24 protein-coding genes are annotated in these 24868 nt (G+C 71.7%); 10 read left to right on the forward strand and 14 right to left on the reverse strand.

The window, feature by feature from the left end:
* The first annotated feature begins 57 nt into the window (after positions 1–57).
* The 4 genes from ACKTSN_RS10905 to ACKTSN_RS10920 are packed head-to-tail and all read left to right on the forward strand — an operon-like array spanning position 58 to position 4060.
* Positions 58–2541, forward strand: a complete 2484-nt coding sequence (locus ACKTSN_RS10905) for a sensor histidine kinase (RefSeq protein WP_409468920.1) — start codon at positions 58–60, stop codon at positions 2539–2541.
* The gene (locus ACKTSN_RS10910) at positions 2538–3014 is read left to right on the forward strand and encodes a roadblock/LC7 domain-containing protein (RefSeq protein ID WP_224738375.1); all 477 of its coding nucleotides are present in this window, start codon (positions 2538–2540) and stop codon (positions 3012–3014) included. The genes ACKTSN_RS10905 and ACKTSN_RS10910 overlap by 4 nt, the downstream gene beginning before the upstream one ends.
* Positions 3015–3048: 34 nt before the next feature.
* Positions 3049–3474, forward strand: a complete 426-nt coding sequence (locus tag ACKTSN_RS10915; RefSeq protein ID WP_409468921.1) for a DUF742 domain-containing protein — start codon at positions 3049–3051, stop codon at positions 3472–3474.
* A complete protein-coding gene (locus tag ACKTSN_RS10920) occupies positions 3461–4060 on the forward strand; it encodes a GTP-binding protein (protein ID WP_409468922.1) in 600 nt (199 codons plus the stop codon). Before ACKTSN_RS10915 ends, ACKTSN_RS10920 begins: the two co-directional genes overlap by 14 nt.
* Before the next feature lies 1 nt (position 4061).
* Here the strand turns inward: ACKTSN_RS10920 and ACKTSN_RS10925 are convergent, their stop codons facing one another.
* The 6 genes from ACKTSN_RS10925 to ACKTSN_RS10950 form a co-directional block, all read right to left on the reverse strand.
* A complete protein-coding gene (locus tag ACKTSN_RS10925) occupies positions 4062–4730 on the reverse strand; it encodes an ABC transporter permease (RefSeq protein WP_409468923.1) in 669 nt (222 codons plus the stop codon).
* On the reverse strand, positions 4727–5413 hold the full coding sequence (locus ACKTSN_RS10930; protein WP_409468924.1) for an ABC transporter permease: 687 nt from the start codon (positions 5411–5413) through the stop codon (positions 4727–4729). The genes ACKTSN_RS10925 and ACKTSN_RS10930 overlap by 4 nt, the downstream gene beginning before the upstream one ends.
* Entirely contained in the window at positions 5410–6558 is a 1149-nt protein-coding gene (locus ACKTSN_RS10935; protein ID WP_409468925.1) for an ABC transporter ATP-binding protein, read from the reverse strand. Before ACKTSN_RS10935 ends, ACKTSN_RS10930 begins: the two co-directional genes overlap by 4 nt.
* 145 nt (positions 6559–6703) lie before the next feature.
* A complete protein-coding gene (locus tag ACKTSN_RS10940; RefSeq protein WP_409468926.1) occupies positions 6704–7426 on the reverse strand; it encodes an FAD:protein FMN transferase in 723 nt (240 codons plus the stop codon).
* A 1-nt stretch (position 7427) separates the two neighbouring features.
* Positions 7428–7844 carry an FMN-binding protein gene (locus ACKTSN_RS10945; RefSeq protein ID WP_409468927.1) on the reverse strand — a complete coding sequence of 139 codons (417 nt, stop codon included), beginning with the start codon at positions 7842–7844 and terminating at the stop codon, positions 7428–7430.
* Positions 7845–7863: 19 nt separating this feature from the next.
* Positions 7864–9201 carry a ferredoxin reductase family protein gene (locus tag ACKTSN_RS10950; protein WP_409468928.1) on the reverse strand — a complete coding sequence of 446 codons (1338 nt, stop codon included), beginning with the start codon at positions 9199–9201 and terminating at the stop codon, positions 7864–7866.
* A 123-nt stretch (positions 9202–9324) separates the two neighbouring features.
* Here ACKTSN_RS10950 and ACKTSN_RS10955 point away from each other — a divergent pair, with 123 nt between their 5' ends.
* Together ACKTSN_RS10955 and ACKTSN_RS10960 are read left to right on the forward strand one after the other, a co-directional pair.
* Complete coding sequence (locus ACKTSN_RS10955; protein WP_409468929.1) at positions 9325–10044, forward strand: response regulator transcription factor; 720 nt, start codon at positions 9325–9327, stop codon at positions 10042–10044.
* Complete coding sequence (locus ACKTSN_RS10960) at positions 10041–11507, forward strand: sensor histidine kinase (protein ID WP_409468930.1); 1467 nt, start codon at positions 10041–10043, stop codon at positions 11505–11507. Before ACKTSN_RS10955 ends, ACKTSN_RS10960 begins: the two co-directional genes overlap by 4 nt.
* 119 nt (positions 11508–11626) lie before the next feature.
* On the opposite strand, the gene ACKTSN_RS10965 is transcribed toward ACKTSN_RS10960, so the two are convergent.
* The 3 genes from ACKTSN_RS10965 to ACKTSN_RS10975 all read right to left on the reverse strand — a co-directional run bounded on the left by ACKTSN_RS10965 (position 11627) and on the right by ACKTSN_RS10975 (position 14781).
* The gene (locus ACKTSN_RS10965; RefSeq protein WP_409468931.1) at positions 11627–12739 is read right to left on the reverse strand and encodes a sensor histidine kinase; all 1113 of its coding nucleotides are present in this window, start codon (positions 12737–12739) and stop codon (positions 11627–11629) included.
* Between the two features lie 3 nt (positions 12740–12742).
* Entirely contained in the window at positions 12743–13450 is a 708-nt protein-coding gene (locus ACKTSN_RS10970) for a response regulator transcription factor (RefSeq protein ID WP_409468932.1), read from the reverse strand.
* 89 nt (positions 13451–13539) lie between these two features.
* Entirely contained in the window at positions 13540–14781 is a 1242-nt protein-coding gene (locus ACKTSN_RS10975) for a PP2C family protein-serine/threonine phosphatase (RefSeq protein ID WP_409468933.1), read from the reverse strand.
* A 120-nt stretch (positions 14782–14901) separates the two neighbouring features.
* On the opposite strand from ACKTSN_RS10975, the gene ACKTSN_RS10980 reads away from it, so the two are divergent.
* Positions 14902–15777 (forward strand): undecaprenyl-diphosphate phosphatase, encoded by an 876-nt coding sequence (locus ACKTSN_RS10980; protein WP_409468934.1) that lies wholly within the window; start codon positions 14902–14904, stop codon positions 15775–15777.
* Positions 15778–15781: 4 nt separating this feature from the next.
* Here the strand turns inward: ACKTSN_RS10980 and ACKTSN_RS10985 are convergent, their stop codons facing one another.
* The 5 genes from ACKTSN_RS10985 to ACKTSN_RS11005 form a co-directional block, all read right to left on the reverse strand.
* Positions 15782–18985, reverse strand: a complete 3204-nt coding sequence (locus ACKTSN_RS10985; RefSeq protein WP_409474798.1) for a SpoIIE family protein phosphatase — start codon at positions 18983–18985, stop codon at positions 15782–15784.
* A gap of 112 nt (positions 18986–19097) precedes the next feature.
* Complete coding sequence (msrB, locus tag ACKTSN_RS10990; protein ID WP_409468935.1) at positions 19098–19505, reverse strand: peptide-methionine (R)-S-oxide reductase MsrB; 408 nt, start codon at positions 19503–19505, stop codon at positions 19098–19100.
* A 14-nt stretch (positions 19506–19519) separates the two neighbouring features.
* Positions 19520–20908 (reverse strand): UDP-N-acetylmuramate--L-alanine ligase, encoded by a 1389-nt coding sequence (gene murC / locus ACKTSN_RS10995; protein ID WP_409468936.1) that lies wholly within the window; start codon positions 20906–20908, stop codon positions 19520–19522.
* 90 nt (positions 20909–20998) lie between these two features.
* Positions 20999–21472 (reverse strand): indole-3-glycerol phosphate synthase, encoded by a 474-nt coding sequence (locus tag ACKTSN_RS11000; RefSeq protein ID WP_409468937.1) that lies wholly within the window; start codon positions 21470–21472, stop codon positions 20999–21001.
* A 128-nt stretch (positions 21473–21600) separates the two neighbouring features.
* On the reverse strand, positions 21601–22368 hold the full coding sequence (locus ACKTSN_RS11005; RefSeq protein WP_409468938.1) for a pyrimidine reductase family protein: 768 nt from the start codon (positions 22366–22368) through the stop codon (positions 21601–21603).
* A 155-nt stretch (positions 22369–22523) separates the two neighbouring features.
* Here ACKTSN_RS11005 and zapE point away from each other — a divergent pair, with 155 nt between their 5' ends.
* The 3 genes from zapE to ACKTSN_RS11020 all read left to right on the forward strand — a co-directional run bounded on the left by zapE (position 22524) and on the right by ACKTSN_RS11020 (position 24864).
* Positions 22524–23621, forward strand: coding sequence for a cell division protein ZapE (gene zapE, locus ACKTSN_RS11010; RefSeq protein ID WP_409468939.1), 1098 nt, complete (start codon positions 22524–22526; stop codon positions 23619–23621).
* 183 nt (positions 23622–23804) lie between these two features.
* Positions 23805–24203 (forward strand): hypothetical protein, encoded by a 399-nt coding sequence (locus ACKTSN_RS11015; protein ID WP_409468940.1) that lies wholly within the window; start codon positions 23805–23807, stop codon positions 24201–24203.
* A gap of 79 nt (positions 24204–24282) precedes the next feature.
* On the forward strand, positions 24283–24864 hold the full coding sequence (locus tag ACKTSN_RS11020; RefSeq protein WP_409468941.1) for a carbonic anhydrase: 582 nt from the start codon (positions 24283–24285) through the stop codon (positions 24862–24864).
* Positions 24865–24868: the final 4 nt, after the last annotated feature.

Consider the following 24868-nt stretch of genomic DNA (forward strand, 5'->3'; position numbering starts at 1 on the left):
CGCGAACGGACACGCGCGTTCTTCGCGCGCCGTGCGACACCCCACGAAGGAGGCCTGGTGTCCACGTACGAGCGGAGCGAAGCCGCAGCGAGGGGTGGCATACGGGGCTTCGCCGACCGCTGGCCGTTCCGCCGCAAGCTCAACGTGCTGGTCGGAGTGCCGCTCGCCGGGCTGGCCGTACTGCTCGGCTACCTCATCTCCGACCAGGTGAGCCAGGCGCGGACGGCGGCGGACGCGGCTCGGCTCGTGCGCAGCAGCGCGCAGGTCGCCGAGCTGGTCGAGCGGGTGGAGACCGAGCACCAGCGGGCCATCCTGCTGTCCGTGCGGCACGAGGCGGGCGGCAGCGGCATCAAGGCCCAGCTGTCCGACTACCGCGAGGCCCAGGAGGCGGTCGACGTCCAGGTCGACAAGGTGCGCAGCACCTTCGGCGACCGGCTGCCGGACACCGAGGCGCAGGCGCTGCGCGAGGTCAGCGGCCTGGGCAACCTGCGACGGACGATCGAGCAGGGCTATCTGCCCGCCGACAACATCGACCCGGCGTACACCAACGCCTCCAAGGGCCTGATCGACGGCCTCGGCCTGGACCGCAACACGGCCCTCGCGGCCACCTTCACCGGCAACCTGCTGGACTCCCTGCTGCGCGCCGACGCCGCGCACAGTTCCTTCGAGACCTCGGTGTTCTCGGCGACGACCGGCGACTCCAACGCGCTCATCGAGTTCATCAGCGCGGTCGGGGCGTACGAGCTGTACCACCACCAGGCCGAGCGCTTCGGCCGGTTCGCCACCGACGAGCAGGCGGAGGAACTGCGCGGCATCGAGCACAGCCCCGCGCAGGCGACCATCCTGCGGCAGTACGCCGAGCTGCAGATCGACCCCAGCTCGCTGCAGTCCGAGTCGCCGGCCGTGACCCGGGCGAAGCTCACCCTCGCCCTGTCCGCCTACCCGGCCTACCGCGAGCAGTCGGAGAGCCGGCTGAAGATCACCGCCTCGCTCATCGACCAGATCGCCGACCGCGCCGACGAGGCGTCCACCGACGCCCTGTGGAACGCGGCCTGGCTGCTGAGCCTGGCCCTGCTCGGCTTCGTCCTCTGGGGCGCCTTCTCGGTGGCGGTGCGCCGCTCGGTGGTCCGTCCGGTGCAGGCCCTCACGGGGGCCGCCCGGCAGGTCGCCGACGTCGCCGGCCGCGAGCTCGACCGGGTGGCCGACGACGACGCCGAGGACGACGCGCCACCCCGGCTGCGCGAGATCCCGGTCACGGCGAAGGACGAGATCGGCGATCTCGCCGAGGCCTTCAACCATGTGCAGACCACCGCGGCCGCCCTGCTGGAGCGCCAGGTGCTCAGCCGGCGCAACGTCGCCGAGATGTTCGGCAACGTCGGCCGGCGGGTCAGCAACCTCACGACCCGGCAGCTCGCCCTCATCGACGCCGTCGAGCGGGGCGAGACCGACCCCGCTCTCCTCGAACGCCTCTACCGCATCGACCACATCGCGGTCCGCCTGCGCCGCAACGCGGACAGCCTGATGCTGCTCGCCGGTATCCGCGAGACCGTCCTGGACTCCGGGCCGACCGCGCTCACCAACGTCGTACGGGCCGCGCTCGGCCAGATCGAGGGCTACCAGCGGGTCGAACTGCACGCCGGTACCGAGATCGTGGTGGAGCCGGACATCGTCGGCGACCTGACGCTGATGGTGGCCGAACTCCTGGAGAACGCCGTGTCGTTCTCCCCGGCCGGCAGCCCCGTCGAGGTGACCGTGCGCGGCGGCGACTCCGGTGCGACGATCACCGTCGCCGACCACGGGCTGGGCATGAGCGCCGAGCGGCTGGCCGAGGAGAACGCCCGGCTGATCCGGCGCGAGCGGCTCGACCTGGTACCGACGAAGGTGCTCGGCCTGTTCGTGGTGGGCAACCTGGCCCGCCGCTGGGAGATCGGCGTGACCCTGTCCCGTACGCCCGGGGGCGGTGTGACGGCCGAGGTGACGATCCCCTCGTCGCTGCTGCTCACGATGAGCGCGCCGGCCTCCGGCGGTACGGCGGAGGACCGCGCGGGTGCGCGGACGGCGACCGTCCCGGCTCCGGCAGCCGGGCCGCGGCCCTCAGCCGCCGTACCGGGGGACCCGGTGGACGCCGCAGGGGACACCGCACGTCCGCAGCACGACGCCCCCGCGGACGACCCCACCCCGCTCCCCCGCCGTGTCCCCCGGCGCGAACCCGCGGTCGGCGACGACAAACCGCTGATCCCGAAGGCCCGCACCGAGACGGCCCCGGACGGCTCCCGCCCGCTGCGCCGCCGCGTCCGGGGCGCCACGCTCCGTACGACCGCCGAGGCCGACCGGCAGACGGCCGCCCGTCCGGCAGCCGCCCCCGCCGACGCGGAAGCGGTCCGCAGCGCCCTGGAGGAGTTCGAGGCGGCCGTGGAACGCGCCCACCGCGACAGCGACACCCCGAACGAGGGCGGCGGCAACAGCCGCGCTCCAGACCGAACCCGCGAACCCAGCGACTCGCACGACCAGAACCACCTCCCGGAAGGAGCGGAGCAGTGAGCACGTCGACAGGTGGCACTCCCACGGGAGACTCCACGCCGGACGAACTGCGGGCCGCCGCAGCCGACTTCACATGGCTGCTCAACCGTTTCGCGACCGAGACCGCGGGCGTTGTCGACGCCATCGCGGTGTCCTCCGACGGCCTGCTCATCGCCGTGGCACAGCTGCGGGAGCGGGCCCACTCCGAGCGGCTGGCGGCGATCGTCTCCGGCCTCACCAGCCTCGCCGCCGGCGCCTCCGGCAACTACGGCCTGGGCGCTCTCAACAAGGTCATCATCGACCTGGAGGGCGGCCATGTCCTGGTCTCCGCGATCGGCAGCGGCGCCGTGCTCGGCGTGGTCGCCGACAAGGAGGCCAAACTGGGCAACATCGCCTACGAGATGACGCTGTTCGCCAACCGCGCCGGTGCCGCGCTCAGCCCCCAGCTCGTGCTCGAACTGAAGAACAGCGTCGGCGTCCCGTCGACGGGCTGACCGGTCACCGCCCGGTCGAGGAGGAAGACACCCCATGGCGGACGGCTTGACGCCCCCGGGCCCCGACCCGGCCGGACACGTCCCCGCCGTACGGCCGTTCCTCGTCACCGCCGGCCGGGTGGCGGGCGCGGGCGAGGCCGCGTCCGGCCGGACGATCCCGGTCGAGACCCAGGTCATCGCCACCGCCGAGGGGCTCGACGCGCTCGACCGGCTGTCCTTCGAGCAGCACGACATCGTTGCCGCCTGCAAGCAGCCGCAGTCCATCGCCGAGATCGCGGCCCGGCTGCGGCTGCATCTCAACGTCGTCCGGGTCCTCGCCGAGGACCTGCGCACCGCCGGACATCTGGCGGTGTATGTGCCGAACGCCGCCGTCATCCACGACGCGTCCGTCCTGCGAAGGGTTATCGATGGCCTCCGCGCCATCCCCGACTCCCGGGGGGTACTCCGTGACACCGACTGAACCGCTCACCGTCGGCGCGGCCGCGCAGCGGGCCGTACGGCCGCCGCTGCCGGTGAAGATGGTGATCGCGGGCGGCTTCGGCGTGGGCAAGACCACCACCGTCGGCGCCATCTCCGAGATCGAGCCGCTGATCACCGAGGCCGCCATCACCGAGGTCGCGGCGGGGGTGGACGACCTCTCCCACACCCCGCGCAAGACCACGACCACGGTCGCGATGGACTTCGGCTGCATCACCATCGATCCCACGCTGAAGCTGTATCTGTTCGGCACGCCCGGTCAGGACCGGTTCGGCTTCATGTGGGACGACATCGTCGAGGGGGCGGTCGGCGCGCTCGTCATCGTCGACACCCGCCGACTCGACGACTGCTATGCCGCCGTGGACTACTTCGAGCACCGGCAGATCCCGTTCGCCGTGGCGATCAACGCCTTCGACGGTCAGGTCGAGCACGCCCTGGAGGAGGTCCGCTGGGCACTGGACGTCGCCGAGCACGTCCCGGTGATCGTGTTCGACGCTCGGGAGCGCGGCTCGGTGCGGGACGCGCTGCTCGTCGTGCTGGAGCTGGCGCTGGCCCGCACCGAGGGGTGACTCAGCTGCTGCGGCGCACGCCGGGCGACACCGCGAGGCGGGCGATGGCCCAGAACACCGCGAGCGTGGCCAGCGCCATCCCGGCGACCAGGGTGGCGCCGCCCACGACCTTCTCGTAGTTCTGCTGGTAGAGGCCGTCGATGATGTAGCGGCCGATGCCGCCGAAGCTGACGTACGCGGCGATGGTGGCCGTCGAGACGATCTGGATGGCCGCCGAGCGCAGTCCGCTCAGGATCAGCGGCAGGGCCACCGGCAGTTCGACCCGGAACAGGACCCCGGCCTCGGCCATGCCCATGCCGCGAGCGGCGTCCACCGGCGCGGGGTCCACGGAGCGCATCGCCTCGTAGGTGGTGACCAGGATGGGCGGGACGGCGAGCACGACCAGGGGGATCATCACCGGGGCCATGCCCAGGCCGAGCAGCACGAACATCAGCACCATCAGACCGAAGCTGGGCAGCGCACGGGCGGCGGTGGCGACCAGGGCGAGCGTGTTGCCGCCGCGTCCGGTGTGCCCGGTGAGCAGGCCGATCGGCAGTCCGACGGCGGCGGCGATGCCGAGCGCCAGCAGCGTGTACTCGATGTGCTCGACGACGCGCGTCGGGATGCCGTCGTAGCCCTGCCAGTGGGCGCTGTCACTGAAGAAGGCGTCGATGTGGTTCAGGACGTTCACCGGGCGGCCTCCTGCACTGCGGTCGTGCGCGTGTTCTTCCGGGCGCCGCGCGGCATCCAGGGCGTCACCAGCACCCGCAGGACGATCAGTGCGGCGTCCACAAGGATGGCGAGGACGGCCGTGCCCACCACGGAGAGCCAGATCAGCCGCTCCTGGTGGTAGATCATGCCGCTGTTGAGCAGGTTGCCGAGGGCTCCCTCGTTGCCGATCAGCATGCCGACGCTGACCAGCGAGATGCTCGACACCGACGCCACCCGCAACCCGGCGATGATCGCGGGCGCCGCGATCGGCAACTGCACCTGGACATAGCGTCGTACGGGCCCGAAGCCCATGGCGGTGGCGGCGGCCAGCGTCTCCTGCGGCACCGACCGCACACCGTCCACGATCGCCGGGACCAGCACCACCAGGCTGTAGACGGCCAGCGGGATCATCACCGTGAGCTCGCTCAGGCCGGTGTAGTCGATGAGGACGACGAAGAAGGCGAGCGACGGGATCGCGTACAGCACGGTCGTCACCCACAGCACGGGCGGGTACAGCCAGCGCAGCCGCACGCACAGCTGGGCGACGGGCAGCGCCACGAGCAGCCCGGCCAGCACCGGAAGCAGTGCTTCGCGCAGGTGCAGTGCGACCACGCCGAAGTAACCCTGCTGGATGTCGCTGGGCATGTCGAAGAGTTCGTTCATCGCGCGACCTTCTGGGCCGTCTCGGCCGTCCCGTCGGCCCGTCGCTCGGCGTGGGCGCCACGGATCGCCTCACCGATGGTCTGCTGGGAGACGACCCCGGCCGCCCGGCCCTCGCCGTCCACGGCGACGGCCCAGCCGGTGGGCGAGAGGACGGCGCAGTCGAGCGCGGCCCGCAGCGATTCCGTGCCTGCCACGAACGGCCGCCCGTACGGCAGGAGTTGGTCCACCGCGATGTTCCCGGCGGCCAGCTCCCGCGGCTCGCTCCAGCCGAGGGGCTTGCCGTCCAGGTCCGTCACGAGGAGATAGGGGACGTCCGTCGTGTCGCGCGCGGCGATCTGCTCGGCCGTGGCGTCGACGGCGACGATCGGCGCGGTGAGCAACTCCAGCCCGGCGGACGGGAAGAAGGACAGGCGCCGGATGCCGCGGTCGGCGCCGAGAAAGTCCTCGACGAAGGCGTCCGCGGGGTGGGACAGCAGCTCGGAGGGCGGCGCGAACTGGGCGAGCCGGCCGCCGGTGCGCATCACGGCGACCATGGTGCCGAGCTTGACGGCCTCGTCGATGTCATGGGTGACGAAGACGATGGTCTTGCCCAACTCATCCTGGATCCGCAGGAGTTCGTCCTGCAGGCCCTTGCGGACCACGGGGTCGACGGCGGAGAACGGCTCGTCCATGAGCAGCACGGGCGGGTCGGCCGCCAACGCCCGGGCCACGCCGACGCGTTGCTGCTGTCCGCCGGACAGCTGGTAGGGGTACCGCTTGGCGAGGGAGGCGTCCAGGCCGACCCGTTCCATCAACTCCCGGGCCCGGGAGCGAGCCTTGTCCTTGCCCCAGCCGAGCATGCGGGGCACGGTGGCGATGTTGTCGACGATCGTGCGGTGCTGGAAGAGGCCGGCGTTCTGGATGACGTAACCCATGGACCGGCGCAGTGTGTTCACCGGCTGCTGCATGATGTCGACATCGTCGAGGAGGATGCGGCCCTCGCTCGGCTCGACCATCCGGTTGATCATCCGCAGGGTGGTGGTCTTGCCGCACCCCGACGGCCCGACGAGGACCGTGATCGAACGGTCCGGTATCTCCAGTGACAGGCGGTCGACCGCCACCGTGCCGTCCGGGTACCGCTTGGTGACTGAATCTATCCGTATCAAAACGCCGAACGCCCTTCGGGTTTGGCCGTCGCTGCCCGCTCTCGCCATGGCGGCGGGCCGTTGCGGGGAGAGTCTAGACCGGTTGTGTTGCAGGACTTCGACGGATTGCGTCGCGTGCTGACCGGTTGCAGTCCCCCCCCGACGGTCATGCCGCCATGGGCAGCCCGGCCGTACGCCGCACCCGCCGCCGGGCGTCCACGGCGTACACCTCGCAGCCCTCCCGTCCGGCCGCCCAGGCGACGCCCTCCGCGCCCATCGCGAACGCCGCGGTGGCCGCGGTGTCCGCCTCCGTCAGGGTCGGGGCCACGACGGTGACGCTGATCAGGCCGGTCGCCGGACGTCCGGTGCGCCCGTCGACGATGTGCTCGCCCCGCTCGTACAGCGCGGACGTCGCGACTGCCCCGTGGTCAAGTTCCAGGACCGTGCACACCCGGTCGGCGTGGTCGGGGTGCCGTACGCCCACCCGCCATGGCCCGCCCGCGACGACCACGTCGCCCCCGGCGTTCAGGCAGTACCGCCGTACGCCCGCGGCCGTGAGCAGCTCCGCCGCCCGCTGCACCGACCAGCCCTTGACCACGGCGCACGGGTCGAGGCCGCGGCCGGGCAGGCGGGCGTCGAAGGCGCCGCCGGTGGCGAGGCGGTACTGCTCGCACAGGTCGAGCACCTCGGCGAGGTCGGCGCTGACCTCGCCGAGGGCGATCTCGCCCCGGTCGAGGCGGGACACCTCGCTGTCGTCCTTGAAGGGGCTGAACCGTTCGTCGACCTCGCGCAGCCACGCGAAGACGGCGTCGGTGAGCCCGGCGGGGACGTGCTCGTCGTCGATCCGCAGGGAGACGGGGAAGCCCATCACGTGCTCGACCCGCTGCATGTCAGGCGCCCTTCGCGTCGATGGCGGCCTGCAGGGACTCCTTGTAGCCCTCGCTGGTGATCGTCGCGCCGGACACCGCGTCGATGTCCGCGCTCTGCGCCTGCAGCGTCTCCTCGATCAGCGTCGGCACGGCGGCCGTGGTCTGCGGGTGGTTCGGCTGCTTCAGCATCCGGATCGCGGTGATCGCGTCGTCCTCGAAGGTCACCTCCACCTGCACGGCGCCCTTCTCCGTGTTGACGGTGGAGCCCGCGACGACGATCTGGGCCGAGGTGTCCGGGGAGCCCGCGGTGGAGGCCGCGGAGGGTGTCGCGGCCGGCTGGGCGGCCTCGGTGGTGGTCGTGCCGTCCGAGGGCACGTACCGCCAGACGGGGATCAGTCCGGCGACGGTCAGGACCAGGACAGGAAGTGCTCGTTTCACGGTAGGTACCTCGTCCCCGTCATCCGGCCAGGCTGAAGCGTTCGAAGTGGATCTGCGGCTTGGGTACGCCGAGCTCGCGCAGGCTGCGCAGCACCGTGGCCGTCATACCGGGCGGACCGCAGACGTAGACGTCGCGGTCGGCCACGTCCGGGACCAGCCGGGCCAGCTCGCCGGGCGCCAGTTTGTCCGGGGCGACCGGGCCGGTGACCAGATACAGTTCGGCGCCCTTGGCCCGGGCGAGGTCGCGCAGCTCGTCGTAGAGGACGGCGTCCCGGTCGCTGGACACGCGGTAGATCACCACGGCGTGGCCGTGCAGCTCCTCCAGCAGGGCCCGGATGGGGGTGACGCCGACGCCGCCGGCTATGAGCAGGGCGTCGGGGCGGGTGCGGTGCATGGTGGTGAAGGCGCCGTAGGGGCCTTCGGCGAAGACCCGGGTGCCGACCTTCAGATGGCGCAGGGCGGCGGTGCCGTCGCCGGCTGCCTTGGCGGTCAGGCGCAGGGTGCGGCCGTCCGGGGCCGCCGACAGGGAGAACGGGTTGGCCTGCCACCAGCGGCCGCGGGTGAGGAACCGCCACAGGAAGAACTGGCCGGCCCGCGCGGGCAGCCGGTCGAGGTCGCGGCCGGTGACGTAGACCGAGACGACGTTGTCGTTCTCGGGGACGACGGCCGAGACGCGCAGTTGGTGCCGGTAGTTCCGCCACAGCGGCAGCAGCACGCGGCCCAGGGCGACCGAGCCGAGCGCGACGGCCCACAGGGTCCACCAATACGCGGTGGCCGTCGGCGAGGCGACGAAGGTCGTACCGACCGCCACCTGGTGCGAGAAGGCCAGGACGACGGCGATGTAGGTGTAGAGGTGGATGAAGTGCCAGGTCTCGTAGGCCAGCCGACGTCGGGCGAACCGCGCCGAGACCAGGCCGATCACGATGATCAGCGCCAGCGCGACGACCGCGCGCAGCACGCCCTCGACGGTCTCGGTCAGGTCGATCAGCTGGTTCACCGGGTCCAGGCCCGAGGAGTCGGCGTAACCGAAGGTGATGAACACCGCGTGGGCCAGCAGGGTCCACAGCAGTGAGAAGCCGGCCCAGCGGTGCCACAGGGTCAGCCGGTCCATGCCGATCCGGCGGTCGAGCCAGGGCAGCCGGGCCACCAGCAGCAGTTGGAAGGCCATGAGGAGGGCGCCGTACAGCCCGGCCAGCCGGCCCAGGACGATCAGCGCGTTGGAGGCGAACCCTGCCTGGACGAAGAAGACGGTGACCACGGCCACGTTTGCGGCCAGCACGGCGTACAGACCGGTGCGGGCCACCACCTTGGGGCGCAGCGCCGCGGTGGGCGCGGGAGGTGACTGGACTGTCGTCACGGAAGGCAACTCCTTGATCGGGGCCTTAAGGACTCCGAGCTTCGCTGGCGGGAGCTGTCGAATTCCTGTCGTACGACTTTCAAGTGGATATCGATGTGGGCGGGGGTGGTCACCTGGTCTGGCATGGGAGAACGGTTGGCGCACTATGAACGGGTGGAAAAAGTACGGCTCCTGGTCGTGGACGACGACCCGCCCATCGCCGACCTCGTCGCCACGGTCGCCCGCTACGAGGGGTGGGAGGCGGTTACGGCGAACTCCGGCGACGAGGCACTGCGCCGCGCCGCCGAGTTCCATCCGGACATCGTCGTGCTGGATCTGATGCTGCCGGACATCGACGGCTTCGGCATCCTGGACCGGCTGCGCGGTTCGGGGACGATGGTGCCGGTGGTGTTCCTCACCGCGCGGGACGGGATATCCGACCGGGTGGCGGGGCTCACCCGGGGCGGTGACGACTATCTGGTCAAGCCGTTCGCCGTGGAGGAGCTGATGGCCAGGCTGCGGACGGTGCTGCGGCGCACCGCCGGGCCCGGTTTCCAGCGGTCGGTGCTGCGGGTGGCGGACCTGACGATGGACGAGGACACCCGTGAGGTGCGGCGCGGCGGGAAACTGCTGACGCTGACTCCGACCGAGTACGAGGTGCTGCGCTATCTGATGCGCAAGTCGCCGACCGTGCTCACCAAGGCGCAGATCCTCGACCATGTGTGGGAGTACGGCTTCGGCGGCCGCTCCAACGTCGTCGAGCTGGTCGTCAGCCGGCTGCGCCGCAAGCTCGACGACACCGGCTCCCCGCTGATCCACACCGTCCGGGGCTTCGGATACGTGATCCGGCGGGCCGCCGAGTGATCCGCCGGCTCCGGCAGACGTACCGCAGGCTCCGTCTGGGCACCCGGCTGGCGCTGGGCCTGGGCGCCCTGGCGCTGGTCGTGTTCGCCGTCGTCGGCACGGCCCTGACGACGTACATGCGGGACTATCTGTCGGCCCAGCTCAACGAGCAGCTGCAGATCGGCCAGCTCGCCCAGTCCAAGAGCATCGCGGATCACGGCACGCTGCAGGGAAAGAAGTACTACCGCTGGTTCTACGCCGTGTACGACGTGTCGGGCGGCACCCCCGTGCTCCGCAGACCCGAGGACGCCGCAGACCTGCCGAAGGACCTCGACGAGTTCACCGCCCTGGCCCGGTCCCAGGCCTCCTCGGACCAGGAACTCCTGCGCACCGCGCATCTCAGGGGCGCGGGCACCTACCGGCTGCGCGCCTGCGAGGTCGAACCCGGGGTGGTCCTGGTGAGCGCCGCCCCGATGGACGACATCGAGGACACCGTCCGGCAGCTGATCACGATCCAGGTGATCACGTTCGCGCTGGCCCTGCTGGCGCTGGTGGTGTTCGGCCGGAGGATGCTGCGGCGCGGGCTGAAGCCGCTGAGCGACATGGCGCACACCGCGCACGGCATCGCCTCGCACGATCTGACCGAGTCGGCGGCGCGGCTGCCGCTGCGGGCCGACGGCCCAGGCGGCGGGCCGGAGGTGGAGGAGCTGCGCACGGCGTTCAACACCATGCTGGAGCACATCGACGACTCCCTCGCCGTGCGCGCCGAGGCCGAGCAGCGGCTGCGCCGGTTCGTCGCGGACGCCTCGCACGAACTGCGGACGCCGCTGATGTCGGTACGGGGCTATGCGGACCTGTTCCAGTACGCGGCCGCCAACGCGCCCGAGGAACGGGAGAAGCATCTGGCGCGGCTGCGCGCCGAGGCCGCCCGGATGGGCTTCCTCCTGGACGACCTGCTGCTGCTCGCCCGGCTGGACGCCGCCGAGGTGGAGGCCCCGCTGCGGCTCGCGGACGCCGACCTGGTGGAGCTGGTCGAGCAGGCCGCGGACGCCTTCCGCGCCGCGCACCCGAGCCACCCGCTGACGGTGACGACCGGGGACGGGCCGGTGCGGCTGCGGCTGGATCAGCAGCGGATCCGGCAGGTGCTGGACAACCTGCTCACCAACGCCGCCGTGCACACGCCGGCCGGCACAAAGGTGTGCGTGGAGACCTCCGTGACGGCCGGCGCGGCGCTGGTCCGGGTCACCGACCGGGGACCCGGGATTCCGGCCGCCGACCGGGAGCGGGTCTTCGACCGCTTCTACCGCGTCGACAAGGCCCGCAGCCGCGACCGCGGCGGCAGCGGGCTCGGGCTGTCGGTCGCGAGCTCACTGGTGCGGGCCCACGGCGGCACGATCGAGCTGGCCGGCGAACCGGGGAGGACGGTGTTCACCGTCCGGCTCCCGGTTCAGGAGTATTCCGGGTTCAGGAAGGTTCAGGAGTAGGTGACGTCCGAGGTGCTGTAACGGCAGTGTGTGCCGTCCGGCCCGCTGCCCAGGGACGCCGGCTCGTCGCCGCTGCTGTTGCTCTGGAAGCGCCGGCAGACGGTCGACCGGCGGGCGCGTCAGGTGTCGGCCGTCGGGAGCGTCACCTCGAATCGGCAGCCACCGGTGACATTGCGTACGGCGGCCCGGCCGTGGTGGGCCTCCACGATGCCCCGCACGATGGCGAGCCCCAGCCCGGCCCCGGCCGGTGGCGTCCGCGCGTCGGTGCCGCGCCAGCCGGTGTCGAAGACGCGCGGCAGGTCCTCGTCCGGGATACCGCCGCAGCCGTCCGTCACGGACAGGACCACACCGTCGGACGAACGTTCGGCGGCCACCGCGACCGTACCGTCGGCCGGGGTCCGCCGGATCGCGTTCACCAGCAGATTGCCGAGCACCCGGCTCATCTCCCTGCCGTCCACCTCGACCGGCAGCGGCTCGACCCGGTCGCCGACGAGCCGTACGCCGTGCTCACGGGCGAGCGGGTCCGCGCCCGCGAGGGCGTCGCCGACGAGGTCGTACACCGAGATCCGGCTCGGGCTCAGCACCAGCGTCCCCGCGTGGATGCGGGAGAGCTCGAACAGGTCGCCCACCATGTCGTTGAGCCGCTCGGCCTCGGCGCGGATCTGCCGCAGATAGCGGTCGGGATCGGCGGCGACACCGTCCTCCAGTGCCTCGGACATCGCGCGCAGTCCGGCGAGCGGGGTGCGCAGGTCGTGCGAGATCCAGGCGACCAGCTCGCGCCGGGAGCTCTCCAGGGCGCGCTCGCGGTCCCGGGACTCGGCGAGTTTACGGCTGGTTGCCTCCAACTCCCGGCTCAGCGCGGCCAGTTCAGCGGTAGCCGGGCCGTCGGGGCTGGTGAAGTCGCCGCCGTCGCCGAAGGAGCGGGCGGCGAGGGTGAGGGCGTGGCTGCGGGCGACCACCCAGCGGCCGAGCAGCAGCGCGGTGGCCATCGAGACCACGGTGGCCATCGCGACGACGGTGGTCACGACGGTCAGGTCGTGCCGGGACAGGAACATCGCCTGCGCCACCGCGAGCGTGCCGGCGAGCATGGCACCGACGGCGACGGCGACGACCACGGCGAGGTGCGCGGTGAGTGAGCGCCGGCGGATCAGCAGCAGCACGCCCGCCCCGAGCAGCCCGGCCGCGGCGGCGCCGAGGAAGGCGAACAGGGCGATGAGCAGGGTGTCACGCACGGCTCACGCCTCCCCGTCGGCGGAGTCGAAGCGGTAACCGACGCCCCACACCGTCTGGATGAACCGCGGCCGGGCCGGATCGTCCTCCACCTTGCCGCGCAGCCGCCGCACATGGACGGTCACCGTGGACAGGTCACCGAAGTCCCAGCCCCACACCTCGCGCATCAGCTCCTCCCGGCCGAACGCCCGTCCGGGATGCCGGAGGAAGAACGCGAGCAGGTCGAACTCCCTGAGGGTCAGGGCGAGTTCGACTCCGTTCTTGGCGGCGCGCCGGGCGCCGGGGTCGACGGTGAGTCCGGCGGTCCGCAGGGTGCCGGCGGGCTGCCGGCCGGGCCGGGCGCGGCGCAGTACCGACTCCACCCGCAGGACCAGCTCGCGGGGGCTGAACGGCTTGGTGACGTAGTCGTCGGCACCGACCTCCAGGCCGAGAATCCGGTCGTCCTCGTCGCCGCGCGCGGTGAGCATGATGACCGGCACGGGTCCGCGGTCCCGCATCCGCCGGCACACCTCGAGGCCGTCCATGCCGGGCAGCATCAGGTCCAGCACCACCAGGTCCGGCCAGTGGACGGCGGCCCGCGCGAGCGCGTCGGGGCCGTCACCGGCCCGGTCCACGACGTATCCGGCTCGGTCGAGATACCCGGCGACGACCTCGGAGACGGTCGGGTCGTCATCGACGACCAGAACCCGCGCCCCGTACGACTGCTGTTCCATGCCGCCAGCCTGGCACTCGGTACCGGCAGGTGGCACCGCCGCCCCCGGATGTCCCGGATTCGTAAGGAACCCGACCGTGGTGGAAACGTTCAGGCGTGCCCGAAGACCTCGTGCACCGGGGACGGCCGGTTCCGCAGCCGGGCCGCCAGGACGGCCACGTCGTCCTCCGCGTGCCGGGCGTCGAGGCGGGCCAGGACGGTGTCGAGGATGCCTTCGACCCCCTCCGAAGCGTTGAAGTGGAGCCTCGCCAGTCGGTCCAGGGACTGGTCGATGTCCTCGCCGCGGTGCTCGACGAGCCCGTCGGTGAACAGCATCAGGGCGCTCTCGGCGTCCAGCTCGTACGTGGCCGGCTCGTAACCGCCCAGTCCCGTACCCAGCGGCGGGCCGACCGGCACCGGGATCAGCGACGTGTCGCCCTTGCCGTCGATCACCGCGGGCGGCAGATGGCCGGCGCTGGCCAGCGTGACCTGTCCGCGGTTGGGGTCGACACGCACGATCAGACAGGTGGCCGGCCGGCGGTCGGACTCGCTGGAGGCGATGTCGTCGAGCTGGCGCAGCACCCGGTGCGGAGGAAGGTCGGCGGAGGCGATGTAGCGCAGGGCCGAACGGTAGGCGGTCATGTCCACGGCGGCTTCAATGCTGTGCCCCATCACATCACCGACGACGAGCAGCGTCCGCCCGAAGTCCAGCCGGACGGTCTCGCACCAGTCACCGCCGACCAGGGCGCGGTGCCCCACGGGCAGATAGCGGATCGCGACGTCCAGGTTCGGATGCGGCCGGCCGGGCTCGGCGAGCAGCGCGCGCTGAAGATCGCCGACTATCCGGCCCATCCGGTCATGCTCCCGGGCGTGCCGGACGTGCGAGGCGGCCCGCTCGGCGAGCAGGGCGAGGGCGTCCGTCTCCGAGCGCGTGAAAACCCCCTCCTGCCGGGCGCACACGAGGACGCCGTAGTGGTCCTCGCCGCTGGCGAACGGTACACAGAGCGCCGGGCCGGCCTCGTGCCGTCCGACCCGGCTGCCCACCCTGCGGACCACCGCCGCGGCCCACTTGATGTCCGGCAGTACGGCGGCGTCGCCACTGACCGCCTCGTACGCCGGCTCCGTCTCGGTACCGCCCCGCACTATCGCCGCGGCGCCGCCGATCAGGTCGGACACCGCGCTGGTCAGCTCCGAGCAGGTGGTCTCCTCGTCCAGCGTCGTGCCGATCCCGGCCGCGGTCGACCGCAGCGTCGTCAGCCGCGACGACACGCCGGTGCCGGCAGCGGACGCGTCCGCACGGCCGACGGCGTGCACCATCGGGGGTCTTCGGAAGGACTGGAGCCATCGAGCCACACCGAACACCTTAAAACGCGCTTAACAGACACATACCGCACAGGTTCCCCCGGGCAACCACCTGCGGGCGTCCAGACCTCCCGACGTCCGGACGTCGACATACTGAACGGCTGAAGCCCCATGAGCTGGTTTGAATCCGTCATCCTCGGCCTGGTCCAGGGCCTGACCGAGTTCCTGCCCATCTCCTCGAGCGCGCACCTGCGGCTCGTCGCGGCCTTCTCGGGCTGGCACGACCCGGGCGCGGCCTTCACGGCGATCACGCAGATCGGCACCGAGACCGCCGTGCTCATCTACTTCCGCGCCGACATCGGCCGCATCATCAGCGCCTGGTGCCGCTCCCTGGTGGACCGGAAGACGCGCCAGGACCAGGATGCCCGCATGGGCTGGATGCTGGTGATCGGCTCGATTCCCATCGGGGTGCTCGGTGTCACCTTCAAGGACCAGATCGAGGGCCCTTTCCGCGACCTGAGGCTGACCGCCACCATGCTCATCGCCATGGGCGTCGTCCTGGGCATCGCCGACCGCGTCGCCGCCCGCGCCGAGGCCGGCGGCCGCCACCGCACCGTCGTCGAGGGCAAGACCCTGCACGACCTCACCGTCCGGGACGGCCTGATCTACGGCCTGTGCCAGGCGATGGCACTGATCCCCGGTGTCTCCCGGTCCGGCGCCACCACCAGCGGCGGCCTGTTCATGGGCTACACCCGGGCGGCCGCCGCACGGTACTGCTTCCTGCTCGCCATCCCGGCCGTCCTCGCCTCCGGGCTCTACGAGCTGAAGGACGCCACCGAGGGCGGCCACGCCACCTGGGGTCCCACCCTGCTGGCCACTCTCATCGCCTTCGCCGTCGGGTACGCCGTCATCGCCTGGTTCATGAAGTTCATCGAGACCAGGAGTTTCATGCCGTTCGTGCACTACCGCATCGCCCTCGGCCTGGTCATCATCGCCCTGGTGACCTTCGGCGTGATCAGCCCGCACGCCGCCGAGTCCGCCGGCTGACGCCTCAGGGCAGTGGCTGTTCCGTCCAGATGACCTTGCCGTCCGTGGTGTAGCGGGTCCCCCAGCGCTCGGTGAGCTGGGCGACGAGGAACAGCCCGCGCCCACCCTCGTCCTCGGTCCTGGCGCGGCGCAGCCGGGGTGAGGTGCTGCTGCCGTCGGAGACCTCACAGATCAGCGCACGGTCGCGCAGCAGCCGCAGCCGGACCGGGCCGGTCGCGTGCCGGATGGCGTTGGTGACGAGTTCGCTGGCGACGAGTTCGGTGGTGAAGGCCATGTCGTCCAGCCCCCAGGCGGCCATCTGGTCGGTGACCGCCACACGGGTGCGGGAGACCACCGCCGGATCGCTGGGCAGCTCCCACTGCGCGACCCGCTCCGGCCCCAGTGCGTTCGTACGGGCCACCAGCAGGGCCACGTCGTCGCTCGGCCGGTCCGCGAGCAGCGCGTCGAGGACCGCGTCACAGGTCTCCTCCGGCGGCCGGCCGACGCAGGCCAGTACGGTACGCAGCCGCTCCAGGCCGGTGTCGATGTCGCGCAGCCGGTCCTCGATCAGGCCGTCGGTGTACAGCACGAGCTGGCTGCCTTCGGCCAGGTCGAGCTCCACGGTCTCGAACGGCATCCCGCCGAGCCCGAGCGGCGGCCCCGACGGCAGATCGACGAACTCCACGGTGCCGTCGGGGGCGACGACCACCGGGGCGGGATGCCCGGCACGGGTGAGGCTGCAGCGCCGGGACACCGGGTCGTAGACGACGTACAGGCAGGTGGCGCCGACGATGCCCGCGTCCGGGTGGGTGTTCTCCACCGCCCAGCCCTCGCCGCGGTCGAGCCGTCCGACCAGGTCGTCGAGGTGGGTGAGGAGGTCGTCGGGCGGCAGGTCCAGGGAGCAGAAGTTGTGCACGGCGGTACGCAGTCGGCCCATCGTCGCGGCGGCGTGCAGACCATGGCCGACGACATCTCCCACGACCAGCGCCACCCGCGCGCCGGACAGCGGGATGACGTCGAACCAGTCGCCGCCGACGCCGGCCTGCGCGGGCAGATAGCGGAAGGCGGCCTCGACCGCGCTCTGCTCGGGACGCCCGCGGGGCAGCAGGCTGCGCTGCAGGGCCAGAGCGGTGGTGTGCTCGCGCGTGTAGCGGCGAGCGTTGTCGATGCAGATCGCGGCGCGGCCGACCAGTTCCTGGGCGAGGGACAGGTCGTCGTCCTCGAAGGGGGCGGGCTGCCGCGAGCGGTAGAAGCTGACCACGCCCAGGGTTGCGCCGCGCGCCTGCAGCGGCACGGTGATCAGGGAGTGGACGCCCGCCGCGAGCATCCGCTCGGTCCCCTCCGCGTCCTGGCCGTGCCAGCCTTCGGCCGCGGCCAGGTCGGGTTCCAGCACCGACTGGCCGCTCTCCAGACCGCGGGCCTGCGGCGTGGCCGGGCCGTAGTGGACCGCTCCGTCGGTCTCCTGCAACGGGGACTCCTCGGGTACGGCGCCCAGTGCGACCCGGCGCAGCGCGGTGTCCTCGCCGAGCGGCCCCGGCTCCTCGCCGCGCAGCACGGAGTCGGGCAGGTCGACGGCGGTGAAGTCGGCGAACCGCGGAACGGTCACCTCCGCCAGCTCCTCCGCGGTGTGCGCGACGTCGAGGGTCCTTCCGATCCGGACGCCGGCATCGTGCAACAGCTCGAGCCGCCTGCGCGCCAGCACGGCCAGCCGACCGACACCGGGCTCACCGACGAGCAACAGCCAGCCGTCGGCGGCCGAGTCACCGGCGTCCTCCCGCAGCGCGGTGAACGCGGAGACAGCGGGCGCAGCGGGCGCCTCCGGCGGGGGGACAGCGGGCGCAGCGGGCGCCTCCGGCGGGGGGACAGCGGGCGCAGCCAGTGCCTCCGGCACGGAGACAGCGGGCGCAGCCGGGTCGGCCGGTGCGGAGACGACCGTCCGCATGACGACGGCCGACGCCGACGGCACGGAAACCGTACTCGACGCCGCCAGGAACGGTGACACGGCGGGAGCATCCGACGCAGACGGCGGCGATACGGCAGCATGGGCCGACGCGGCAGAAGGTGCCGATGCGGCAGGAGGCGTCTGCGCGGCAGAAGATGCAGACTCGGCAGGAGACGCCGACACAGCAGACGAACCCGACCCAGAAGTCGGCGCCACACCAGGTGTGACCGACGCGGCGGAAGCCCCCGGCGTCGGGACCGGCACGGCGGTCACCGTCGGGAGGGCGGCGGATACGGGCGTTGCCCCGGGCGCGGCGGGGTCGTCCGTTGCCAGTTCCACGTGCCGCAGGCGCGGTCCGCCGAGCACTCGGGCCTCGACCACGACGCCGATCTCACCGGCATCACCCCTGATCGGCCGGCGCAGCAGGATCGCCACTCGGCCACCGGAGAGGGCCACCTTGTCGAAGGTGAGGTGTGGTGAGGCGATGAGCTCCTCGGCCTTCTCCCGCAGCACGGCGAGATCGAGCCGGCCGAGGTCCGCGCCGTCGTGGAGGGCCTCGGCGCCCGTGGGCGCCTGCTCGGGCTGCCGCGGCCATGCGTCGCCGCCGTCCGCGGCGTGCGAGGCCCGCCGGTACGCGGCGAGCAGCGCCCGCTCCCGCTCCGTCGTCTGCTCCAGCAGCCGGGTCTCGATGTCCAGGGCGGCATCGTGCACCAGCCGCACCATGGCGGGGTCGCCCTCGTCCCTCAGGCAGGTGAGGTCGAGGACGGCCTCGATACGTCCGCTGAGCGGGTTCCGCACGGGTGCGCCCGCGCAGGTGAACAGGGACAGGCAGTCGGCGAAGTGCTCACGGCCGACGACGTAGACGGGCCGCCGCTCGGCCAGTGCGGTGCCCACGCCGTTGGTGCCGGCGACCTCCTCCGACGCGCAGAAGCCCGGGGCGAAGTTCACCTCGTCGAGCAGTGCGAGCAACTGCCGGTCACCGCCGTGCCGCTGGACCAGGCGGGCCTGCCCGTCGCACAGCACGACCGCCATGCTCACCTTCTCGAACGACGCGGTCAGACGCTTGAGCACCGGTTCGGCGGCGCGCAGCAGCGGGTCCTCGACCGCGAGGTCCGGCGCGTAGGGGATCAGCAGCCGGTGCGGCTCGAGCCCCGCGAACCGGCACCGCTTCCAGGAGTCGAGCACCGAGTCGCGTACGTCCGACTCGACCCGTGCACCGGCCAGGAACCGCTCATGAGCATCGACGAGACCGCCGATGTCGTCCCATGCGACCGACAACGGGACCACTTCCTTCACCTGGAGGAGACCCCGGCGCACACCGTCGTTCGGCTCGCCGTGTGGGGAGATCCTCCAGGCGCTTCAACCCTAAACCTTGCGTGACGCACGCCACAACGTGCGCTCACTCCCCGTCGGGCTGCAACCTCAGGGAGATCGAGTTGATGCAGTACCGCTGGTCCGTGGGGGTCGGATACCCCTCACCCTCGAACACGTGCCCGAGATGGGATCCGCACCGCGCACACCGCACCTCGGTGCGCACCATGCCGTACGAGCGGTCCTCGACGAGCTCCACGGCGTCGGTGTCCTTCGGGTCGAAGAAGGACGGCCAGCCGCAGTGGGACTCGAACTTCGTCTCCGAGGTGAACAGCTCGGCACCGCAGGCCCGGCAGGAGTAGACGCCCTTGGTCTTGGTGTCGGTGTACTCGCCGGTGAACGCGGGCTCGGTGGCGGCCTCGCGCAGTACGGCGTATTCGGCCGGCGTCAGCTCCGCACGCCACTGCTCGTCCGGCTTTTCGACGTCGTACGACATGAGCGTTCAGCCCCTCACTTCGACAGGCGGTCCAGGATGCGTGGGCCGAGGTCGGTGACATCGCCCGCGCCCATGGTCAGAACGAGATCACCGGCCTTCGCCATTCCCGCCACGACCTCGGGCACCTCCGCCTTGTCGTGGACCGGTGTCACGTCCGCGCCGGCCGCGCGGGCCGCCTCGATGATCAGTTCGCTGGTCACGCCGGGGATCGGGTCCTCGCGGGCCGGGTAGATGTCCAGAACCACGGAGGCGTCCGCCAGGGCCAGGGACCGGCCCATCTCCTTGCCGAGCTCCTGGGTGCGGGAGAACAGGTGCGGCTGGAAGACGACCAGGATGCGCGCGTCGCCCGCCGCCGCGCGCATCGCCTCCAGGTCCGCCGTCATCTCGGTCGGGTGGTGGGCGTAGGAGTCGATCACCTGAACGCCGGCCGCCTCGCCCTTCAGCTGCAGGCGCCGCTTCACGCCCGTGTACGCGGCCAGCGCCGGGGCCAGCTCCGCGGCCGGCACGCCGAGGGCCGCGCCCGCCGCGAGGGCGGCGACCGCGTTGTGGGCGTAGTGGCGGCCCGGGACGGAGACGGTGAAGGTGAGTTCCGCACCCTCCAGGAGGACGGTGACCTCGCTCTTCAGCCCCTGCGGCACGACCGACAGGACACGTACGTCGGCGTCGTCCGCCTCCCCGTACGTCACCGTCCGCACGGCCCCGGCCAGCCGCCGCGTCAGCTCCCGCGCGCCCTCGTGGTCCGCCGAGATCACCAGCGTCCCGCCGGGCACGATCCGCCCGGCGAACGTCTCGAAGGACTCGTAGATCTCGTCCATCGACGCGTAGTTGGCGTGGTGGTCGAGCTCGACGTTGAGGACGATCGCCACCTCGGGCGCGTACTTGTGGAAGCTGCGGTCGCTTTCATCCGCCTCGGCGACGAAGATCTCGCCCTCACCGTGCAGCGCGTTGGAGCCGGGGGCGTCGAGGTCGCCGCCGATGGCGTACGACGGGTTCAGGCCCAGCTCGGACAGCGACACCGCCAGCATCGAGGTGGTGGTCGTCTTGCCGTGCGTGCCCGCGACCGCGATCGGGCGCAGGCCGTCCATCAGGGCGGCGAGCGCGTCGGAGCGGTGGATCACCGGGATGCCCCGTTCGGCCGCCCGGGCCAGCTCCGGGTTGTCCGCACGGATCGCCGACGACACCACGACACAGCTGGCGTCGTCCGCGAGGTGCTCGGCCGCATGCCCGATGTGCACGGTCGCACCCAGCACGCGCAGCGCCTCGGCGGTCTCCGACTCCTTCGCGTCGCTGCCGGCGACCTTGGCACCGCGCTGCGCGAGGATCTTCGCGATGCCCGACATCCCGGCGCCGCCGATGCCGATGAAGTGCGGTCGGTCCATGGCGGTAGGAAGGCCGGGTGCCATGCGTGTATCTCCCCAAGATCCGAATGCGACGATCAGCGCCCGCGAGCGAACGCGGGCCCCAGCCTATTGCCTGCGGCCGACAGCACCTCACTACACCTTGCTGTGCGAGAACAACTTCAGCACCGGCACTCCGACCCGGTGCCGGGCCCGGGAAGCCCAGTCCCGGTGGAAGAACTCCTCCACGTAGTGGGGATCGGTCAGGACGATCACCTCGTCGGCACCGGTCTCCTCGACGAGGTCCTTGAGCACATCGAGCGGGTGGGCCTCGATCAGCCGCCCCTCGGCCTCGCTGCCCGAGGCCCGCAGCGCCTGCAGGGACACCTCGAGCGCCCGCTGCCCCTCGCTTCTGGCCTCCTCCCCCTCCGGCGTCTCACCCTCGCGCACCGCCTCGTCGAGATCGCCGAGGGCGAGGTCGTCGATGGCGCGCAGCAACCGGTCCGCCTGCTCGCCGCGCGGCTGGAGCAGCACGTGGAAGGTGACCGGCTCGTCCCCGTGCAAGGTGGTGACGAACTCCACGTCGGCGGACGTCAGGGCCTTCTCGATCATCAAAACGCTTGTGAACACCAGGCGCCCCTTCTCCTCCGTGGGCCGTACCAGGCCCTGCGGAAACCATCCTGCCCCGTGATCGCACGGGTACTGCGAGCCCTAGTGTGCCCGGCGAAAGCTAAAAGGAACGGATGATTCCGCCGATCTCAGGACCGACAGTAACGGGAGAACAGAAACCCGGCCTCTTCCAGCAGGGACGCCAGGGCGAAACGCTGCGGCACCGCCACCGACGGCCCCCCTGCGATCCGCTGTGCGTCCCCCGCGGTGAGCATCGGGGACACGGTCAGGCACAGCTCGTCGAGTACCCCGGCGGCCACCAGCTGGCCGAGCAGCCGTGGGCCGCCCTCGGTCAGCAGTCGGGTGTACCCCAGCTCGGCGAGGGCCCGTACGGCCCGGGCGGGCTCCACTCCGACGCCGTCACCGGCGACCACCACCCGGCCGCCGGCCTTCTCGGCCGCCACGATCCGGTCCGGGGCCGCGGCGGCGCCCGTGAGGATCAGGGTCGGAACCAGGGGCGAGGTGAACAGCGGAAGCGAGAAGTCCAGATCCAGACTCGCGGTGACCACCGCGATCGCGGGCGCGGGCCCCTGCCCGGCCGCCTTGCGCAGCCCCGCGAACTCCGCACGCGCGCGTGCCGGGCGATACCCCTCCTGACGGACCGTTTCAGCACCGACCACGACCACGTCCGCCAGCGCCCGGAGCGTACCGAAGATCCGCATGTCGGTGGCGTTGGAGATGGGCTGCGAGCGACCGTCGTGCTGGGCGGCGCCGTCGAGCGTGCTCACCATGTTGGCCCGCACCCACGCCACCGGCTCTCCCGGCCCGGGCTCGGGATAGGCATAGGCCGCGGCCAGCTCGGCGAGGCTCCACTCGCGGTCGTCCGTCTGGTCGGTCACAGGGAACAGGCGTCGCATGCGGTGCAGTGTTCCACGCGGAGGAGGAACTGTCCGCCGACGGAGCCACGGCCGACCCGCGGGCGCGGGGCTCTGCCGGCCCGCGGTCCCCCGCGTGGGTCCGGCCACATACAGCCCGCAGCCCGCAGCCGAGCCACCCCTTAGCATGGGTAAGCGTGTCCACCTCTACCGCCGCCGGGCGGAGCCCGATAGCCGAAGCCGGCCCGCTCTCCCTGTGCGCCCGCGAGCCGCATGTCCCCGCGGATCGCCTGGTCACCGAGATGGTGCCCCCGCCCCGCTTCGACTCGGTGCGCTTCAGCACGTACATCCCGGACCCGAACCAGCCCAGCCAGAGCGAGGCGGTGGGGGTCCTCGATGGCTTCGCAACCGGCCTCGGCGGAGTGCCCGGCACGGGCAGGCGCGGATTCTTCGGGTTCGGCAAGTCCAGGTCTCCCAAGACCCCGGCGGGACCACGCGGCGTCTACCTCGACGGCGGCTACGGCGTCGGCAAGACCCACCTGCTCGCCTCCCTGTGGCACGCCACCCCGGCCGAGCCCGCGCTGAAGGCGTTCGGCACGTTCGTGGAGCTGACCAACCTCGTCGGCGCTCTCGGCTTCCAGCAGACGGTGCGGACACTGTCCGGCCACCGCCTCCTGTGCATCGACGAGTTCGAGCTCGACGACCCGGGTGACACCGTCCTGGTCTCCACCCTGCTCGGCAAGCTGGTCGACGCGGGCGTCGCGCTCGCCGCCACGTCGAACACCCTGCCGGGCAAGCTCGGCGAGGGCCGCTTCGCCGCGGCCGACTTCCTGCGCGAGATCCAGGGCCTGTCCGCCCACTTCCGCACCCTGCGCATCGACGGCGAGGACTACCGCCACCGCGGCCTGCCTCAGGCTCCGGCCCCGTACTCGGACGAACAGGTGACAAAGGCGGCGTACGCCACGGAGGGCGCCTCGCTCGACGACTTCCCGCACCTGCTGGACCACCTCGCCCGGGTCCACCCCAGCCGTTACGGCGCCCTGACCGACGGCCTGAAGGCGGTGTGCCTGACGGATGTGCGGCCGATTCCGGACCAGTCGACGGCGCTGCGGCTCGTCGTCCTCGCGGACCGGCTCTACGACCGGGAGGTTCCGGTCCTGGCTTCGGGACTGCCGTTCGATCAGCTGTTCAGCGAGGACATGCTGAAGGGCGGCTACCGCAAGAAGTACTTCCGCGCGATCTCCCGGCTGACCGCACTGGCCCGGGACGCCAAGCGCCTGGTCGACGCCCCGTAGCGGACCAACCCCTCGGATTCAAGGGCTGGATCACGCCAAATAACCCTCGCTTTTGAGGCTCTCTTCGAGTCGAAACGTCGAGTTAACCCTGCAAACAACTTCGCAGGGTTAATGTCTTTCTTGACCAACCGTTGACCAACCGTTGGTGCGGACTAGAGACGTGAACAAACCGGAGGGAGGCTCATGTTTCGAGGTAGGACGGCCCGCACGCTGCACTCCGTCCTGACTGCCCTCCTGCTGACCCTCCCGTTCTTCACGTCCACGGCGTCCTTCGCACATGCGCACACAGCCCGTCATGCAGAGGCCGCGGCCCAGTCCGGAACCACCCCCTCCGGCAAGGCGCTGCGCGCCGAGAACGCCGCCTGCCACCACCACACGCAGTTCGGGGACCCGACCGGTCCCCTGCGTATCCGCGACCGCCACCGCGCGGTCGACTCCGCGCCCTGCGCGCCCGAGCGCCCGCTGCCGGCGCGGGATCAGGGGGCCGAATCCGACGCGAGCGTGCGCAGCGTCGCACACGACCACGCGTCGAGACCCTCGACAGCCCACTCTCCAGCGGCACTTCAGGTCTTCCGCTGCTGAGAGCAGAGCAGTCCCCCCCCCACCTCTGTCCTGCTCGCCCGACGCGCCCTGACGGCGCGCCAGGAGGAATCACCACATCATGCAGCCCCTCATCGACAACGCCCGCACGTTCGGACAGCGCCCTGAGGAGTTCGCCCAGCTCGCACAGGGCCAGTCCCCCGAGGCCCTGTTCATCACCTGCTCCGATTCCCGGGTCGTACCGGCCCTGATCACGGGCGCCCGCCCCGGCCAGCTGTTCGAGCTGCGCACCGCGGGCAACATCGTTCCCCCGTACACCTCCGGCCGCCCCACCGGTGAAGCGGCCACCATCGAGTACGCCGTGGAGGTGCTCGGCGTCCAGGACGTCGTGGTCTGCGGCCACTCGCACTGCGGTGCCGTCGGCGCGCTGGTGCGCGGCGACGACCTCGATGCCGTACCTGCCGTGCGCGACTGGCTGGCGCACGCCGCCGACGAGCCCAAGTCCGCCGATCCGGCGGACCCGACGGTCGCCGAAGCGGTGCAACAGCACGTGCTGGCCCAGTTGTTGCGCCTGCGCTCCTATCCGTGCGTCGAGCAGCGGCTCGCAGACGGCCGGCTGCGGCTGCACGGCTGGTACTACGAGGTGCACACCGGCACCGTGCGCGAACACCGCGCAGCCACCGACGCGTTCGAGGCCCTGTGAATCC

It is taken from the genome of Streptomyces flavusporus (genome assembly GCF_046267975.1).
GTDB classification, from domain to species: domain Bacteria; phylum Actinomycetota; class Actinomycetes; order Streptomycetales; family Streptomycetaceae; genus Streptomyces; species Streptomyces flavusporus.

Coding starts and splice junctions, on each gene's coding strand:
- ACKTSN_RS10915 (WP_409468921.1), top strand. CDS start 3,049: ATGGCGGACGGCTTGACGCCCCCGGGCCCCGACCCGGCCGGACACGTC.
- murC (WP_409468936.1), bottom strand. CDS start 20,908: ATGGCACCCGGCCTTCCTACCGCCATGGACCGACCGCACTTCATCGGC.
- ACKTSN_RS10955 (WP_409468929.1), top strand. CDS start 9,325: ATGGGAGAACGGTTGGCGCACTATGAACGGGTGGAAAAAGTACGGCTC.
- ACKTSN_RS11020 (WP_409468941.1), top strand. CDS start 24,283: ATGCAGCCCCTCATCGACAACGCCCGCACGTTCGGACAGCGCCCTGAG.
- ACKTSN_RS10930 (WP_409468924.1), bottom strand. CDS start 5,413: ATGAACGAACTCTTCGACATGCCCAGCGACATCCAGCAGGGTTACTTC.
- ACKTSN_RS11005 (WP_409468938.1), bottom strand. CDS start 22,368: ATGCGACGCCTGTTCCCTGTGACCGACCAGACGGACGACCGCGAGTGG.
- ACKTSN_RS10980 (WP_409468934.1), top strand. CDS start 14,902: ATGAGCTGGTTTGAATCCGTCATCCTCGGCCTGGTCCAGGGCCTGACC.
- ACKTSN_RS10970 (WP_409468932.1), bottom strand. CDS start 13,450: ATGGAACAGCAGTCGTACGGGGCGCGGGTTCTGGTCGTCGATGACGAC.
- msrB (WP_409468935.1), bottom strand. CDS start 19,505: ATGTCGTACGACGTCGAAAAGCCGGACGAGCAGTGGCGTGCGGAGCTG.
- ACKTSN_RS11015 (WP_409468940.1), top strand. CDS start 23,805: ATGTTTCGAGGTAGGACGGCCCGCACGCTGCACTCCGTCCTGACTGCC.
- ACKTSN_RS10940 (WP_409468926.1), bottom strand. CDS start 7,426: ATGCAGCGGGTCGAGCACGTGATGGGCTTCCCCGTCTCCCTGCGGATC.